The 17,487-nt window shown below is 37.7% G+C and carries 16 protein-coding genes; 3 read left to right on the top strand and 13 right to left on the bottom strand.

Annotated elements, in window-relative coordinates; translation table 11 throughout:
- Nucleotides 1-35: 35 nt before the first annotated feature.
- The 13 genes from ACXZ1K_RS07350 to rpsT all read right to left on the bottom strand — a co-directional run bounded on the left by ACXZ1K_RS07350 (nucleotide 36) and on the right by rpsT (nucleotide 13,824).
- On the bottom strand, nucleotides 36-536 hold the full coding sequence (locus tag ACXZ1K_RS07350) for an Mpo1 family 2-hydroxy fatty acid dioxygenase (protein WP_458972738.1): 501 nt from the start codon (nucleotides 534-536) through the stop codon (nucleotides 36-38).
- Nucleotide 537: 1 nt separating this feature from the next.
- Nucleotides 538-3,102, bottom strand: coding sequence for an outer membrane beta-barrel protein (locus ACXZ1K_RS07345; protein WP_458972737.1), 2,565 nt, complete (start codon nucleotides 3,100-3,102; stop codon nucleotides 538-540).
- A 164-nt stretch (nucleotides 3,103-3,266) separates the two neighbouring features.
- The gene (locus ACXZ1K_RS07340) at nucleotides 3,267-4,181 is read right to left on the bottom strand and encodes a DUF5977 domain-containing protein (protein WP_458972736.1); all 915 of its coding nucleotides are present in this window, start codon (nucleotides 4,179-4,181) and stop codon (nucleotides 3,267-3,269) included.
- A gap of 129 nt (nucleotides 4,182-4,310) precedes the next feature.
- Nucleotides 4,311-5,126: a hypothetical protein gene (locus ACXZ1K_RS07335; RefSeq protein WP_458972735.1), complete on the bottom strand. Its 816-nt coding sequence runs from the start codon at nucleotides 5,124-5,126 to the stop codon at nucleotides 4,311-4,313.
- Nucleotides 5,127-5,445: 319 nt separating this feature from the next.
- Entirely contained in the window at nucleotides 5,446-7,008 is a 1,563-nt protein-coding gene (rny, locus tag ACXZ1K_RS07330; RefSeq protein WP_458972734.1) for a ribonuclease Y, read from the bottom strand.
- A 272-nt stretch (nucleotides 7,009-7,280) separates the two neighbouring features.
- On the bottom strand, nucleotides 7,281-7,571 hold the full coding sequence (locus ACXZ1K_RS07325; RefSeq protein WP_458972733.1) for a cell division protein ZapA: 291 nt from the start codon (nucleotides 7,569-7,571) through the stop codon (nucleotides 7,281-7,283).
- Nucleotides 7,572-7,602: 31 nt separating this feature from the next.
- Nucleotides 7,603-7,893, bottom strand: coding sequence for a hypothetical protein (locus tag ACXZ1K_RS07320; protein WP_458972732.1), 291 nt, complete (start codon nucleotides 7,891-7,893; stop codon nucleotides 7,603-7,605).
- Between the two features lie 48 nt (nucleotides 7,894-7,941).
- Nucleotides 7,942-10,341, bottom strand: a complete 2,400-nt coding sequence (gene pheT / locus ACXZ1K_RS07315; RefSeq protein ID WP_458972731.1) for a phenylalanine--tRNA ligase subunit beta — start codon at nucleotides 10,339-10,341, stop codon at nucleotides 7,942-7,944.
- 71 nt (nucleotides 10,342-10,412) lie between these two features.
- The gene (locus ACXZ1K_RS07310; RefSeq protein ID WP_458972730.1) at nucleotides 10,413-10,616 is read right to left on the bottom strand and encodes a hypothetical protein; all 204 of its coding nucleotides are present in this window, start codon (nucleotides 10,614-10,616) and stop codon (nucleotides 10,413-10,415) included.
- Between the two features lies 1 nt (nucleotide 10,617).
- Nucleotides 10,618-12,009 carry a radical SAM protein gene (locus tag ACXZ1K_RS07305; RefSeq protein WP_458972729.1) on the bottom strand — a complete coding sequence of 464 codons (1,392 nt, stop codon included), beginning with the start codon at nucleotides 12,007-12,009 and terminating at the stop codon, nucleotides 10,618-10,620.
- Nucleotides 12,006-12,746, bottom strand: a complete 741-nt coding sequence (locus ACXZ1K_RS07300; RefSeq protein WP_458972728.1) for a prolipoprotein diacylglyceryl transferase — start codon at nucleotides 12,744-12,746, stop codon at nucleotides 12,006-12,008. The genes ACXZ1K_RS07305 and ACXZ1K_RS07300 overlap by 4 nt, the downstream gene beginning before the upstream one ends.
- A 17-nt stretch (nucleotides 12,747-12,763) precedes the next feature.
- Nucleotides 12,764-13,462 carry a RadC family protein gene (radC, locus tag ACXZ1K_RS07295; RefSeq protein WP_458972727.1) on the bottom strand — a complete coding sequence of 233 codons (699 nt, stop codon included), beginning with the start codon at nucleotides 13,460-13,462 and terminating at the stop codon, nucleotides 12,764-12,766.
- A gap of 107 nt (nucleotides 13,463-13,569) precedes the next feature.
- Entirely contained in the window at nucleotides 13,570-13,824 is a 255-nt protein-coding gene (rpsT, locus tag ACXZ1K_RS07290) for a 30S ribosomal protein S20 (RefSeq protein WP_458972726.1), read from the bottom strand.
- Between the two features lie 355 nt (nucleotides 13,825-14,179).
- Here rpsT and purN point away from each other — a divergent pair, with 355 nt between their 5' ends.
- From purN to ACXZ1K_RS07275, 3 genes are all read left to right on the top strand, one after another.
- Entirely contained in the window at nucleotides 14,180-14,758 is a 579-nt protein-coding gene (purN, locus tag ACXZ1K_RS07285; RefSeq protein WP_458972725.1) for a phosphoribosylglycinamide formyltransferase, read from the top strand.
- Nucleotides 14,759-14,787: 29 nt separating this feature from the next.
- Nucleotides 14,788-16,314: a bifunctional phosphoribosylaminoimidazolecarboxamide formyltransferase/IMP cyclohydrolase gene (gene purH / locus ACXZ1K_RS07280; RefSeq protein ID WP_458972724.1), complete on the top strand. Its 1,527-nt coding sequence runs from the start codon at nucleotides 14,788-14,790 to the stop codon at nucleotides 16,312-16,314.
- 85 nt (nucleotides 16,315-16,399) lie between these two features.
- Nucleotides 16,400-17,422 carry a rod shape-determining protein gene (locus ACXZ1K_RS07275; protein ID WP_458972723.1) on the top strand — a complete coding sequence of 341 codons (1,023 nt, stop codon included), beginning with the start codon at nucleotides 16,400-16,402 and terminating at the stop codon, nucleotides 17,420-17,422.
- Nucleotides 17,423-17,487: the final 65 nt, after the last annotated feature.

Raw genomic sequence — 17,487 nt, 5'->3', positions numbered from 1 at the left:
TCCCAATGTTAATTTAACATTAACATCCTCCCGTTTCAATATTTTAAACCCACTCGTATGCATATAAATTGCAATAACCATATCGGACCAATTAACAGGAACTTAACATCGTCTAGAAACGACGGCTTCTTTCCTTCAATTTTATGACCAATAAATTGACCAACCCAAGCCAAGACAAATATAACAAGGCACGATAACCATAGTGAAGGGCCTCCAGCAGCCTGCCAATGCTCCAGTTGTACAATCCCAAAACTCATCAATCCAACCACCCAAAGCATTAGAAATGATAACACCGGTGAAAGCGTAAAGTAATAGTACAAAGCAAAGGCAATTAAAAAAGAAGCCCAATTGAAAAAGCCATTATATTGTTTCAAGAATTCCAAATGCGGGAAGGGCATGGCCCAAACTAATCCGAGTAAACTAAAAACGATTAAAGGCACACAAATCCAATGAATAATTTCGTTGGTATGGTTCTGATGACTCTCTGCATATTTATCAAAAAGTACATCTAATTCCTTTTTCTCAGTTGCTTTCATATTATTTCATGTTATTTATTTTAGTGCTGACTCCTATTAAAATATATCTATTTAAATTAGAATATTTGATCGTCTGGATATAACTAGGCCCTGCGTAATTGTTTTGATATTTAAATGAATTAAAAATATCATACGCTTTCATCCACAATGTGCCATTTTTCTTAAAAATATCCAACTTTATATCTCCATTGATAGCCCATGAGAGCGACTTATTTAAATCACCAGCATAACTAAAATTACAAAGGGGATATATAGAAATTCGAAAAGCGCCTAAGCTATACGCGATTTTGTCAGAATAACTTAACATAAATATATTAGAACCACTTGATTCATATTTTTGTCTATTAAAAGCAATGTTCACAGTCGGTGTGATTGAAATCCTTTTAAACAAGGTAATTGCCAAGGAGCCGGTTTGGCTATATACCATGCTAGTGCTAATATAATTTTTATTCCTGTTAGTAATCGGTGTTTCCAAATATTGGATATTTGCGTTGTAAACTAAGATATTTCCGGATTTCAGATTGTTCGATGTAGATAGAGTTATCTGTGCAGCATTGGCCTTGCCCATATTATCAACATACGATACTTGGTTGCTATCACCAACATTGTCGATTTTAAAACCAAATTTAGATTCATAATGTTCAAATCTTCCAGACAATGATGAGTTAGACAAATCTGATGATCTTTTATTGTAAGTTACTCCTAGTTGGCTTCTCACTTCAGGATTTAAATATATATTCCCACGCGTTAGACTAACTAAATCAAAAGCAGTATTTATATTGGTAACTTGATAGGGTCTAGGATAGTTAGGGGTCACTTCATATTGGAAGTTTAGCTCATTTTTCTTGTCAATCTTATGATTAATTAGTAAGTTAACATTTGGTAAAAATTTCATAAACGCGTTTTGTTGTTCACGAATATTTCTCATGGATAAAATGCCTGATATCGATCCATCAACAGAAAAGGATTCCAAGTTCTTACGTATTTTACCTCCAACTTGATAGTTGGAATATGAGATAAAGACACTTGTATCAAGTATGGATAGGGAGTTAACTGAATAAATTCCCGGCTGATACACTAAGTTTTGACTATGATAGTTAACCATTACCTGCAAAGTACCATCCGACAGAATAGGTTCGTTGTATACACCACTTACGACTACTTTTTTATCTGTTAGTTTTCTATCCCCGGTTATATCATATCTTCGAGCATTCTTATCATCAATATCTAAAATAGTATTATTCTCTTCGATCTTATTGGATTGAATCACATGATTAATACTCACCTTTAAATAACGTCCGGTCTTCCTTTTAAGTCTCTGCTCATACTCAAGGTTGGTTAAAAGTGAATATCCTTTAGAATCCATGTTTTTAGCTAGTGATGCATTTGTATTTAAATTACTATTACTTATCATGTATTGTAATGAATCAATTTGCAACTCATTTTTAAAAGAAGAAATTCCGTTTAGTACAATTTTTTTCAAAGGATCAATCTTGTAGGTTAGTGTAACGTTACTAGGTTCCAAACTATACATCTCTGAACTTGAAATATTTTTTGTTGAAGAGAATTGATCCAGGTTTTCTTCATTTCTTTCAGATTGGGATTGATACTTCTTATTCTGCTTCTTGCCAGTAACTAATATATCTAGCTCTAGATGGCTGTTAATAAAATTATGGTAGCTAAGCTTTGGCATATATGTGTTTAAGTCATTTCCATTCGATGAAAAGGTAACATCAGGCTCCGCTAAAGAATAGGGACTTATGTTGTTTGCACCAAAAATCAATGAAACTTGTTCATGTGTATTATAGAAATATGTATCGGTGTTAAAAAAATACCTTTTAAGTGAACCTATCCCTACTGATAAATTTCCGAATCTACCTCTTTTAAATTTTTCTTTTAACTTGAAATTTAATTTTACTTCTGGGTGAGTCAATGTGGCATTAGATAAACTATCAATATTTGTCTCCACGATAGTAATATCCTCTAAAGTCAATGCAGGAAAATCTTTGTAGACATTCAAATTATTTTTACCAAAAAATTCACGTCCATCTATCAAAATATCTGTAACTCGCTTACCCTTAAAGTATAATTCACCTTTGCTATCTTTGTATAAGCCATTGGTGTTTTTGAAGAGATCATCAACCATTACAGATCTTTCAAAATGCTGATCTGTGAGTTTAATTGTCATGGTGTCACTATAACGTCTGTTAGCAGTAATATTCACTTCTTTTAACATGGCTATTGCAGGATTAAGCCTTATAAGGCTGCTAATTCCAGCCTGTTTTTTAATTGATGCTCCATTAATATTAAGTTCAATGAAATAATTGTCGGTAACCCTAATAGTGTAATCTTGATTTAGGTATTTTCGAGGTAAGAAAAATCTACCGACACTATCGCTGTATGTTTTGAATCGAAAATCATTCTTGATTACTTCGATCAATACACCTTCAATTGGATTTCCAGTAATTTTGTTTATAACTTTTAAGAATTGCCTAGTGTTATCTTGAGCAGTTGCCGAACTGAAGCATATAAACAATATTAACGTAGTTTTTAAAAAATGATTCATAGAAATTATCGTGGCAGCTAGTTGCAATAAATAACTTCTGAATTTAGAGTTAGGCTCTATGACAACATATATAGAGCATGCTAGGTTATCTAAATTACCTAGCATGCAATAACTAATAATTAACGAATATTTCTAGTAAGTGATTTCGTAATTCAAGTTAATGATTAATCAACGATCCAATATTCCTCATAAGAAAAATCGAAAATGCTCGGGTCGGCTTCAGAAATCAATTTAACTTTTACGTATTCGAAGCCAGTTCCGGTTAACTGAAGAAGCTGAATCACATGTATCCCAGTGAGTAAACCTGTATTAGGTACGCCGGTCGCTATTACTCCCTTAAATACCCCATTTTGATAAATCTCCATTTTTACAGTTGGGGTGTTCACTAGATTTTTATTCCATCCTACATCAATAGAAAAATCGTCGCTTACCATAGGAAAACTAGCCATAGTAACCCAATTGCTATAATCAACGCCACAAGTTCCGTTAGTATTAGCATAGGACTGCCCATTTAAATTTATTTGATTCTGAGCCTTTCCATCTGCGTCAGCTTGAGAAACAGTTGAAGAATATTGGTTTGCTGGAACAGAGTATGTTACAGCACTTCCAACATAACCACTTCCACAATTATTTTTATTGAACACCTGAGAGCGGGCTGCATTGTAATAAGTAGTAGTAACTTGCGGATTCACGGTGATAGATTGCTCTATCGTGCGTGCATATTGCGTATTTGTATTGTTAGGATTGTTTTGTCTTGTAACCATCAATCTCACTAACACCGTAGTCGGTGTTGAAGAGCTATTAGTCAAAGTTAACTTAAAACTAGTGGCATTATAAGTCGTGGGATTAAATGGTACAAACTGACTTATTGTTCCAGTGACACTGCCGGATGTTCCTGATGTAACAAGTATTGCATCAAGATAAAGGCTGCTAAAAAACCCATAAATGCTTTCAGAATTCCCTGTAACTGTTACTTGACCACCAGTAGTAATAGTTGTTGGGCTTGCATTTAATGTTTGGCTTTTAAGGGATGAGAACCAACACAGCAGTGCTCCTAAGATTAATAAATTTCTTTTCATGAGTGATAATTTTAAATATTTATTTAAAACTACACATCTCTCTAATTTTATTTATAGTTAATAAATTCGTTAATCAAAACATAATATGAATTTAATATGGGGAAAAATATTCCCTAAGTGTTGAATATATTATGCCTTTTCCCTATGTATTGCTTTCTTTGGTGGCACTTCTGTAATAAAAACAATGTCCATATCGTCCCAATCCTCTTTTGGCTCAGGATTTCCTTCAGACAGGGTAGCGTGTAATATGGCTGCAGGGCTAAATGCAGTACTATTTAGAAAGGATGGCCCTAGAAAAGTATTTTCAATATATACAAGAGAAAGCGCCACAATACACAGGCAACCCGGACTCAATATGAAATCAAGATAACGAGCAGGAAAGGTAGGTTTCGATTGACCTGCTAATATTTCTATATTTTGAACTTCAGCATAGGTATATTGCCCATTAATGATATCGAACATGCCCAATGATACAGCCGGCTTGGCATGGTGCGCATCGGGATGAAACTTTATTTCTTTCTTAGTATTGATCGTCGGGATTTGAATCTGAAGGTTCAATCCTGAAAAAACTACTTTAGGCTGAGCATAGAAATGCTTTTTTAAGGGCGTATTCTCATTAAACTCGAACCCTGCCATGTAATTGAAACTATCCTTATCAAACTCAAAAATATCCAGTTTTTTATTTTTTGACCTGTCCAAACAAATGTTCATCATGCCATCTAAACGGCCGCTTACATTTCCATCACCCTTAAAATTAAAAGTTGGCCTGATATAATTGTTTAAACCGCTGGCAGCCCCAAACGTATCAGCAGCTTTCAAACTGCCTTCTGTCATTTGATCTTTCGTTAGCCGGGATGCGCCGGTAACAATCTGTTGTCCGCGATGTTCCCTAAAAGTTACATCACCTGCGACACCTCTCCAGAAATTCCCTGAAAATTTTGCCATTTGTTAGTTTTATAAATAAATTAGTCATCGGGTGCTGTTAACATTCACAACCATGAAATCTCTTAATAAATCCACTAATTTCCCAGTTAAAATCCAGTCATAATCCAGCTTTTGTACAAATACCTGAACTTACCCTGGACTATATCTGGAGTCACCTGGAGTCATTACGAATCTTTACCGATGTCGAACTTATCTTGACGTCAATCACCCTCCCAATTCAAGTGTTTGAGTTAATAATATTACACAATATAATAATTTTGAATGTAAAACAAAAAAGCGACAGGTCATCTGTCGCTTTTTTGAAAATATCAAAGAAAAACTACTTCGCAAACGCCACTGATCTGGTTTCCCTGATTACCGTAACTTTTATCTGACCTGGATAAGTCATTTCCGTTTGTATTCTGTTAGAGATGTCTGCAGCTAATAATTCTGCCTGCTGATCAGTTACTCTTTCACTTTCCACAACTACCCTTAACTCACGCCCAGCCTGTATAGCAAACGTCTTTTCCACACCTGGATAAGACAAAGCCAATTCCTCCAGTTCTTTTAATCGTTTGATATAGCTTTCCACTACCTCTCTTCTGGCTCCCGGACGCGCACCGGAGATCGCATCACAAGCTTGAATTATAGGAGAAATCATGGAGGTCATCTCGATCTCATCATGGTGGGCACCAATGGCATTACAAATTTCCGGATGCTCTTTATATTTTTCAGCCAGTTGCATCCCTAAAATTGCGTGCGGCAACTCTGGGTTATCATCAGGCACTTTACCGATATCATGTAGCAAACCTGCTCTTTTAGCCATCTTAGCATTCAAGCCAAGTTCTGCAGCCATTGTTGCACAGAAGTTGGCTACTTCACGTGAGTGATGAAGTAGATTCTGTCCGTAAGATGAACGGTAACGCATACGTCCAACCATTCTAATCAATTCGGGGTGCAGGCCATGAATCTGAAGATCAATCACCGTACGCTCACCAATCTCTACAATCTCATCTTCAATCTGCTTTTTAGTTTTAGCAACTACTTCTTCGATACGTGCCGGGTGGATCCTACCATCTGTAACCAAACGGTGTAAGGCTAACCTTGCAATTTCCCTTCTTACCGGATCAAAACCAGATAAAATAATTGCTTCTGGAGTATCATCAACAATGATCTCAATTCCGGTAGCAGCTTCAAGGGCACGGATGTTACGACCTTCTCTACCAATTACCCTACCTTTAATTTCATCGCTTTCAATATGAAAGATGGATACAGTATTCTCGATAGCAGCTTCAACAGCGGTACGCTGAATGGTTTGAATTACCACTTTTTTAGCTTCTTTTGTGGCAGTTAATTTGGCCTCGTCAACAATATCCTTTACCTGGATCATTGCTTGAGTTCGCGCTTCCTGCTTCATGTTTTCTACCAGTTGGTTCTTTGCTTCTTCAGCACTCAGGCCTGCAATAGTTTCCAATTGTTTAACATGCTGATTCTTAATAAGCTCAACGTCTTCCTGTTTTTTAAGAGCAATTTCGGTCTGCTTCTCGAGGTTTTTACGTTGATTATCTAACTCCTGATCTTTGCGTGTTGCATTTTCAAGCTTAGAATTTAGTGATTGCTCCTTTTGTTTTAAAGAATTCTCACGTTGGTTGATCAGGTTATTTTTAGCATTTACTTCTTGTTCATGCTCAGATTTCATTTGAAGGAATTTCTCTTTTGCTTCCAGCAAACGGTCCTTCTTTAATATTTCAGCATTACTTTCTGCTTCTTTAAGAATCTTCTTAACCTTATTCTGTGCTGCTACCTCCTGCTGCTTAAGCAAACTACGGAGCAGAAATCTACCTACAACTACACCGATAGCTAAACCGATGAGCAGAGATCCTATTATTCCTATTATTTCCATTTCTATTTTATGTAAAAACTAATCATGCAATATGCACTATTTTAAAAAATTCATTTAAAAAAAAACCGCAACTAACTTTAAAAGTCCCACGTTTTAAAAACCTCAACGAGTTATAATTAGGATTTCAGTCATTTTCAGGTGTATAAATACAGATGAAATACACTCGCTCAATCCTATAAATATTGAAGTGTTAAGTTTTAAAAATAGTGAAACTCAAAAACTAGCTGCGGCTATATCTTTGTTTTATTTTAATACTAATATAAAGAACGCTCCTATTTGGAGAAAAAATCGCTTAATAAACTATCTAATTCTTCAACCTTGTCTGCAACCTCAGTATCCTGGCTTTGAGCCTTGTTTTCAACCCTCAGTACAGCAGTTGCATAATGCAATACCGCCATAGAGAGTAAATCCTGCTTATCTCTAACCGCATAGTTTTCCTGATAGTCCTTTATGCGTTCATTGATAATCTTGGCTGCACGCCTTACAATTTCTTCCTCTTCCGTATTTACCTTTAAGGGATAGATGCGGTCAGAAATAGTTATTTTTATCGAGATTTCTCCCATTTCTTAGCTTTGTTTCACTTTCCAGTATTCCTTATTTCTTAAGCAATACAACACACTTATCAATTTCACGCACAAATTCGTTAATTTTTTGCTTTATATCAAGAGACTTTTCACTTGTTCCGTCAATACTTTTAGCAAGTTTTAAAACCCTTAGTTTTTCCTCCAGGTCTTGAGTCTTATTTTTCGCTGCATTAATGGCAACTTTTACAGATTCATTTTCAAGCTTCAACAAGTCATTCTCCTCCTGCAATGCACTACAAAGCTCTATTAAGCGAGCTGTTTTATTAAGAACGGAGTTTAACTGAACAGAAACGGAAGACATTTTGTGCGTAAATTTTCTTTTTTAATACTTATATGCTAAGCTATAAATTTATTTTCTTATTTCCGCCTTAGCGGTTTGTGCTAAGTTATGTATTATCTTTTGCATAACCGCATCAATCTGCTTGTCCGTCAGTGTTTGCTCTTCATCCTGCAGTGAAAAGTTCAATGCGTAAGATTTCTTACCCTCAGGCAATTTGTCGCCAACATAAACATCAAACACCTGTACATTCTTGATTAACTTTTTATCAGTTTTAAAGGCAATGGCTTTCAACTCCTCAAAGGTTACCGAGATATCAACCAACATAGACAAATCTCTTCTAACCGCTGGATATTTGGGGATTTCTTTATTCAGGACTTTATTTTTCCTAACGATATCCAATAACAGAGCCCAGTCGAAATCTGCATAGTAAACATCTTTGTCTATGTCACTCTTTTTCTTGTCTGCTACCGTAACTGCCCCGAACGTCACAATTGATTTATCACCCCTAAAGTATTTAAGTCCGTAAGCGAAATTCTCACCGCTTACTTCTTCTGTCTGATAATTATTCACACCCAACCTGCCAATTACGGCATCTACAGCTGCCTTTAAATGATAGAAACTCACAGCAACAGGCTTTTGGTTCCACTGTTCAGTTTGTCTTGAGCCAGACATCAATAACAACAACCTTGGCCTCTCTATATATTTCTCGCCAATTAAGTGATAAGTTTTACCAAATTCATAGAACTTGATATCATTACTTTTTCTGTTCAAATTGTAAGCAACACTTTCCAGCGCCGGCATAAGTAATTCCTGGCGCATCACGTTAAGATCAGAACTGAGAGGATTTAAAATTTGAACGGCTTCCTCCTGTGCTTTTGAATACGAGCCTTTAGTGAGTGAATTACACCAAATCTCTAAAAATCCATTAGCAGTCAGCATATCAGCAATCACATGTTGCGTTTGCTCCTTACTTGGTTTCGGACTGTATGACAACGACGCATTTACCTTGCTAGGTATCGCGATGTTGTTGTAACCATATATTCTCAATACCTCTTCGGTGATGTCGCACTCGCGGGTAACATCAACTTTAAAGCTAGGCACTTGCAATGACAATACTTCGCTACTCTCGTTGATCACCGAGATACCCAATGCGGTAATGATGCTCTTGATTTCTAAATTTGGGATCTCAGCACCAATTAGCTTATTGACATTACGATAGCTAACCTCCACATCAAATGGTTTAATTGGCTGCGGATAAATGTCAGAAATAGCAGAAGAAATTTGTCCACCAGCTATTTCCCGAATCAGCAAAGCCGCGCGCTTTAAAGCGAAAAGTGTCATTTCAGGATCGGTACCGCGTTCAAATCTAAAAGACGCATCTGTTTTTAAGCCATGGCGTTTAGCTGTCTTCCTAACAGATACCGCGTTAAAGTAAGCGCTTTCTAAAAACACGTTGGAAGTTGTATCGGATACACCAGAATCCTTACCTCCAAATACACCGGCAATACATAAAGGCTTTTCGGAATCGCAGATCATCAGGTCTTCTGCAGATAATTTACGGGTTACATCATCAAGAGTAATGAAAGGAGTACCCTCTGCACATTTCTTAACTAGTATTTGTCCGCCACTTATCTTGTCGGCATCAAAAGCATGCAATGGCTGTCCAAGGTCATGCAATACATAATTCGTAATATCTACAATATTATTGATCGGCCTAATGCCGATTACTTTCAATTTATCCTGCAACCAATCTGGTGAAGCTGCTACTGTAACTCCTGTGATTGATACACTGCTGTATCTTGGACAGGCCTCTGAATCTTCAATCGTCACCGAAACATCGCCTTTCTCTGCGGAAGCTGCAAATCCAGAAATATCCGGCATAGTGACATTTGAACGGAAGTACGCAACTAAATCTCTGGCAACACCAAGATGTGAAGCAGCATCAGCCCTGTTGGGCGTTAATCCGATCTCATATTGGTAATCTTCCTCCAACTTAAAGTGTTTTTTTGCAGGAATTCCGATGGGTGTATCTGCTGGAAGTACCATGATACCTTCATGAGAATGTCCAAGACCTATTTCATCTTCGGCACAAATCATTCCTTCTGATACTTCTCCCCTAATCTTAGATTTACTGATTTTGAAAGGTTCTCCTTCGTTTGGAAAAACAGTAGTGCCAACGGTAGCAACAATCACTTTTTGTCCTGCAGCAACATTTGGTGCACCGCAAACAATTTGCAATATGGTTCCAGTTCCTGCATCAACTGTAGTTACCCTCAAACGATCTGCGTTAGGATGCTGCACACAGGTCAACACTTCGCCGGTTACCAGCCCTTCCAAGCCACCAACTACAGGCTGAACAGTTTCCAGGGATTCTACCTCCAATCCTATGTCCGTAAGAATCAGTGAAAGTTCTTGGGGAGTTTTATCCGTTTGTATAAATTGCTTAAGCCAATTGTATGAAATCTTCATGGTATGATATCCGTGTGAAACCGCAAAGATATTATTTAAAGCGGAAAGCAGAAAGCCTCCAACTGCCTATATTACATCGTACCAATACCGCTCATCATTAAAGCGCAGGCCCCTGCCCCTATCACTACCATGATTACGGAAAGGATAAGCAACTTCAAACCATTCTTTAAAGAAGTCCCGTTTATTGCGGCCACAATAATTTTAATGAGTCCAATCAAGAAGATCATAACTACGGCACCCCAATACCCTATTAATAAAATACCAAATCCCTCCATGTCAATTCATATTTAGCTTTTCCCTTATTAAATCAATTTTGTTGTCCCTGTAAAAGATATTCATGGTCTCAAAAGGGATGATCTTCATTTTATCACTCACAATGTGAACACAGGATTTCTTAACAGCCCGAACGTCAAAATCAAGTGGATCCATGAAATTCATAATGATAATGCGAAAAAGATTATTGTAACTCAGGTGGTCTGACTTTACCCTGGGTAAGCAGCACATCAGCTCCCCAAACTCCTCATTTGCACAATCTACAGAAATACCTGTACTAAAAAGATTAAGCATATGCTGTTTTAATTGTTCATCATGCTCAAATACAATGGTATTTTTGGAGTTGTTTAACAGATCGTCCGGATTGATCAAATGTGTCATTGGGATAACCTGGTCGTCCACCTTCAATGCATAAGCCATACACAATGCGTCTGGATTACAAGGAACGGGAATTAGATCTTCCGGTGTAAATACAGGATATTGCTCATAAATTTTACGCCGCACCTCTGTAAGCGTAATTCTTCCTGCCTGATCATTGTAATTGTCATTTCTACCGGCAACTTGCGTTGGCTGGAAAGTTACCCCTCTTACGCAGGGTTGCTTCAATGCATAGTCCAATATATCACCAATTTCATGATCGTTTAGACCTCTTTGAAGTGTCACCACCAATGTGGTGGAAACATTAAATTTATTGAGGTTGTCTATAGCTTTTCTTCTTACGTCTGTCAGGTTCTCTCCCCTTAGTTTTTGCAAAACATCTGCATTGAAGCTATCAAACTGCAAATAAATCTCAAAATCGGGCATGTAAGTAGCTAGCTTTTCCACAAAACTCACATCCTTGGCTATCCTGATGCCGTTGGTGTTTACCATTAGATGTTTGATTGGCTTTGTCTTTGCTGTATCAAGAATCTTAAAAAAATCAGGATGAACAGTCGGCTCACCACCGGAGATTTGCACCACATCGGGCTCGCCTTCATTGGCAACCACCACATCCATCATCCTATTGATCTCGTCTAAGGTGCGGTGCCGGCCGTAATTTGGAGAGGACATAGCGTAGCAAGTCGGACAACTCAAATTACACCGATCTGTAACTTCTATGACCGTTAGGCAGGAGTGTTGCTCGTGATCCGTGCACAAGCCACAGTCGTAAGGACAACCATAATGCACCTTGGTATTGAATTTCAAAGGCATTTCTGATTGCTTATTGAAATTTCTGATTTGCTTGTAATATTCTACATCGTCTGCGATCATCACTTTACTATCACCATGCGTACGACAATATTTAAGCATGAATACCTTAGCATCCTGAAAAACAATCTTTGCGTCAATAAGCTCTAAACACTCCGGACAGAGGCTTTTCGTGTAATCGTAATAAATGTAGTCTCTGGTTTTCATGCGTTGAAGTAATGAGTAAGTCGATGTATAAATTTATAATAATAGCACAATATAAAAACGGCAGACCAGTGGATACTGCTTAAATTTAAGAATAATGGATGATATGGCTTTAGAAATTCAATGAAAAACCTAAATAGAAAGTAAAATACCATAAACAATTTAAAGCGATCACCATTTAACATTGCCTTATTTCTGATAAGGTAGAAAAGGAGGAACAACATTAAGAGAAATATCAATTCATATAGCATGATTGGATGGCGGCTTAATCCATCTCCTAAATCCATACCGGTAAAAAAATTGGTCTTTACACCATACACAGGCTCATCGATACCCATTGAGAAACAACCAATTCTACCAATAAAGAGGGCGACGACAATGGGTACGACGTACAAATCGCCAGACGCAACCTTAACTCCTATTGCTTTTTTGATGAGTTCTACACCGAACAAACCAAAAAGTAAACCACCTATAATTGTTTTGCTTTCATAAATGAGTGAGAAGCTGAGATGGGAAAGACTTGACGGATCTTCCAGTACTGCAACTACTCTGGAGCCAAAAAGTGCTCCTGCCATTGCGCCAAGCATAATCCACAATCGGTTTTCATCAGAGATAGGGTCTACAGTGTTTCTTTTTAAATAGTAGTAAATCCTAATACCGATAAAAAAAGCCAGCACCTCAAAGATATAGTGTAAATGAAAGCGTTCTCCGAAAAGCTCGATTTGAATGGGGAAGTTCATCAGACCAATTTACATTATTATATCAAGCCCTCATCGCCAAAACTAAGGTATTTATGATTGGAAATAATCAAATGATCCAGTACCGGGAGGTCCATCATTCGCCCAGCCGCCACCATTTTTTCGGTTAGCTTTATATCTTCATGGCTAGGCTTTAAATTTCCTGAGGGGTGGTTGTGCGCCAATATGATATTTGCCGCATTATGATCAAGCGCAGCTTTAAAGATAAGCTTAGGATCAGCAACAGTACCAGCCATGCCTCCTTTGCTAACCAGGTGTTTAGCGATCACCAAATTTCCACGATTTAACAGGAGTATCCAGAACTCTTCGTGATTGAGATCAGAGAATGCCGGAAACAATGTTTGAAACGCATCTCTAGAGGAACTTATTTTAGGCATATCGGTAGTAATAACATCCTTCCTCCGTCTACCCAGCTCCAGTGCTGCAACTACTGAAATTGCTTTTGCCTCCCCTATTCCTTTAAATTTTGAAAGATCTGAGATGGAAGCTTTACCGAGGTAATCCAGATCGTTCTTAAAGTGCGAAAGAATTCTTTTACTTAGCTCGACAGCCGATTCGTCTTTGTTGCCGGAACCAATTAGAATAGCGATGAGTTCGGCATCAGTAAGGTGTCGCCTTCCGTTAACCAGCATTTTCTCACGTGGCCTATCTGCTTCGGCCCAGAACTTAATTCCAAGTTTTTGTTCATATTTTTCCATGATTAAAACATGAACTGCAATTTTTAGACATAAAAAAACCTGATGCACACTGTACATCAGGTTTTAATATTTTGCTAAGCTCTGTTTATTTTAAATAAACAACAACCTTATTTTAAATTATTAACAAACTTAGTCAACTTAGATTTATTGTTTGCGGCTTTATTTTTGTGAATAACACTCTTTTTAGCCAAACGATCTAACATAGAAATTACTTTTGGAAGTAATTCAAGACCAGTTTTTTTATCTTCTGCAGCACGCAATCTCTTAATAAACGTACGAGTAGTTTTTGCCTGGTATCTATTACGTAAACGTTTAGTTGCGTTTGCTCTAATTCTCTTTAGTGAAGATTTATGATTTGCCATTTTTTGTTATTATAATATTTTATAGTTTGGGACAAGCCCAATTACTTCTTGTTTTTTCGGACTGCAAATATAGAATTAATGTTTTTAAAATACAAAAGCATTAATAAATATTTTTTTGAAAATAACAAACAGTAAATTAAAAATAGATTGCGCTCCCACAGCTCCCACCCTTACGCCGTATTTCTCCCATGTTTCTCCTTAAAAAGAATCATTTACTGGGATAAATATGCCGCTTGTATGGGACAAATATAGCACAAAGCCTTTCTTTGAAAACATAAAATGTTATTTTTGAAGCAATCTAACGATTTAGAATGCATAAAACGAAACTGCCTCGTTGAACAACCAACAATACCCTATGAAAAAACACATCGCTATTTTCGCTTCTGGTTCTGGCTCAAATGCCCAGAAATTGATGGAACATTTTAAACGTGACGCCGAGGCCGAGATTGCACTGGTCTTAACCAACAATCCAGATGCATACGTTTTACAACGCGCCGATAATTTCGAGATTCCTTCACATGTGTTTGACAGGAATGAATTCTATCATACCGACAACATTATCGACTTACTTAAAAATCTGGACATTGACCTCATTGTTCTTGCAGGGTTTTTATGGCTAATACCAAAAAACCTGATCGATGAATATCCTGGCAGAATCATCAACATTCACCCGGCAATATTACCTAAATTTGGGGGAAAAGGCATGTATGGGGATTTTGTCCACAAAGCAGTGATGGCAGCCAACGAACCGGAGGGCGGCATAACAATACATTACGTGGATGCAAATTACGATGAAGGCGAATTTATTTATCAGGCCAAGTACAAGATTGATAAGGGAGACAACCTGGAAATGGTTAAATTTAAAGGTCAGCAATTAGAGCATCTTCATTATCCCCGTGTTGTGGAAAGCATTATAAAAAAGATAAAAAAATGACTACTTTTGCGGCTCAAAATTTTTCTCTGATGAGCCAATCAATTAAAATCAAAAACGCTTTAATTTCAGTTTATTACAAGGATGGCCTTGAGCCATTAGTTCGTTTACTTGCAGAGCAAGGCGTGCAGCTTTTCTCTACCGGCGGTACGGAACAGTTTATCAAAGACCTGGGCTTGCCTGTTACAGCGGTAGAAGACCTAACCGGATACCCATCTATATTGGGCGGCAGGGTAAAAACATTACACCCAAAAGTATTTGGCGGTATTTTAAACCGTAGGGCATTACCTTCTGATCAAAGCCAGATTGCTGAATACGAGATTCCTGAGATTGATTTGGTTATAGTTGATTTATACCCTTTTGAGGAAACCCTAAAAGCCGGAGGTACTGAAGAAGAAATCATAGAAAAAATTGATATCGGTGGCATCTCCTTAATCAGGGCTGCTGCAAAGAACTTTAATGATGTAGTTATTATCGCTTCTAAAGATGATTATGCGACTCTAGCTGAACAACTGGGTAACCAAAATGGAGAGACTACTTTGCAACAACGTAAAGCTTATGCAAAAACTGCGTTCCATACCTCATCCAACTACGATACTGCTATTTTTAATTACTTTAATACAGAAAACCCATTAACTGTATTTAAACAAAGTATTGGTAAATCTCAGACATTAAGATATGGAGAGAACCCTCATCAAAAGGGCGTATTCTATGGTGATCTCGATCAAATGTTTACAAAACTGAACGGCAAAGAGCTTTCTTATAACAACTTGGTAGATGTTGACGCTGCTGTAGCGTTGATCGATGAATTTGAGGCGCCCACATTCGCTATATTAAAACACACCAATGCTTGCGGCGTAGCCTCTAACCCAAGCGTTCTTGAAGCATGGAACATCGCCCTTGCCTGTGACCCGGTTTCTGCTTTTGGAGGTGTACTGATTGCAAACAGAGAAATTGATTTGGCTACAGCCACAGAAATTAACAAATTATTCTTTGAAGTCCTGATTGCTCCTTCTTATCAGGCAGAGGCGGTTGAGCTTTTCCGTGGCAAAAAGAACCGGGTAATTTTGCAGAGAAATGATGTGGAACTTAGTAAAAAGCAATTTAAAACTTTACTAAATGGCGTGATTGAACAGGATAAAGATTTGATTATTGAGGGCCCGGATCAGATGACTGCAGTTACTACAAAAATTCCTACAGCGCAAGAATTGGAAGACCTGCATTTCGCCAACAAAATTGTAAAACATACCAAGTCGAACACCATCGTTTTCGTAAAAAACAACCAACTTTTGTCAAGCGGAGTTGGGCAAACTTCAAGAGTTGACGCGCTAAAGCAGGCAATTGTTAAGGCTGATGCTTTTAAATTCGATTTAAAAGGTTCTGTAATGGCGTCGGATGCATTTTTTCCTTTCCCAGATTGCGTAGAAATTGCCGCTGAAGCAGGTATTACGGCAGTTTTACAGCCAGGTGGGTCCATAAAAGATGCCGACTCCATTAACATGGCAAACGAAAAAGGAATTGCTATGGTAACTACTGGTGTTAGGCATTTTAAACACTAATTATTTACTGTCGAATACAATAAAAAGACGTAGTTTTACATTACTATAGTACATAGAAGTTTTAAAATTTAATCATCACCTATAAATGGGTTTATTTAATTGGTTCACACAGGAAGTTGCGATTGATTTAGGCACCGCAAATACCCTGATTATACATAATGATAAAGTAGTTGTTGATGAACCATCTATTGTTGCGTTCGACAGGCAAACTAACAAAATCATCGCAATTGGCAGACAAGCCATGCAAATGGAGGGTAAAACCCACGACAATATCCGCACAGTAAGACCCTTAAAGGATGGTGTTATTGCCGATTTCAATGCCGCTGAGGCAATGATTAAAGGTATGATACGCATGCTGAACGGTGGTAAAGGATGGATGTTCCCTTCCCTAAGAATGGTCATATGTATTCCTTCTGGAATTACTGAAGTGGAAAAACGTGCGGTAAGAGATTCTGCAGAGATTGCCGGAGCTAAAGAGGTTTATTTAATTCATGAGCCAATGGCTGCTGCTGTGGGTATCGGAATTGACGTAGAAGAACCAATGGGTAACATGATCATCGATATCGGTGGCGGAACTACAGAGATCGCTGTTATTGCGTTATCTGGTATTGTATGTGATCAATCCATCCGCGTTGCTGGAGATAACTTCGATTCTGACATTGTAAACTACATTCGCAGGCAGCACAATATCATGATTGGCGACCGTACCGCTGAGAAAATAAAAATTGAAGTGGGTGCTGCATTACCTGAATTATCTGATCCGCCAGCTGATTTTGCAGTACAAGGAAGAGATTTGATGACGGGTGTTCCGAAACAGATCACAGTTTCTTATACAGAAATAGCACACTGCCTTGATAAATCAATTTCAAAAATTGAAGAGGCGATACTAAAAGCGTTGGAGATTACTCCACCAGAACTTTCTGCTGATATTTATCAAACCGGAATTTATTTAACCGGTGGTGGTGCATTATTGAGGGGATTGGATAAACGTGTTGCCGCAAAAACTAAGCTTCCCGTACACGTTGCTGAAGATCCGCTTCGCGCTGTGGTTCGTGGAACTGGTATTGCACTTAAAAACATTGGTAGCTTTAAATTCTTAATGCAATAGCAGAGTAGTTAGTAGTTGGCATCTAGACAGGGCTGCTAAAGTCATTAGACATCTGATCTTAATAC

The sequence above is a fragment of the Pedobacter jaeyakensis genome (assembly GCF_054461315.1).
The sequence above is the reverse complement of the archived record's forward strand: the minus strand, read 5'-3'. Positions and strand labels throughout refer to the sequence as shown.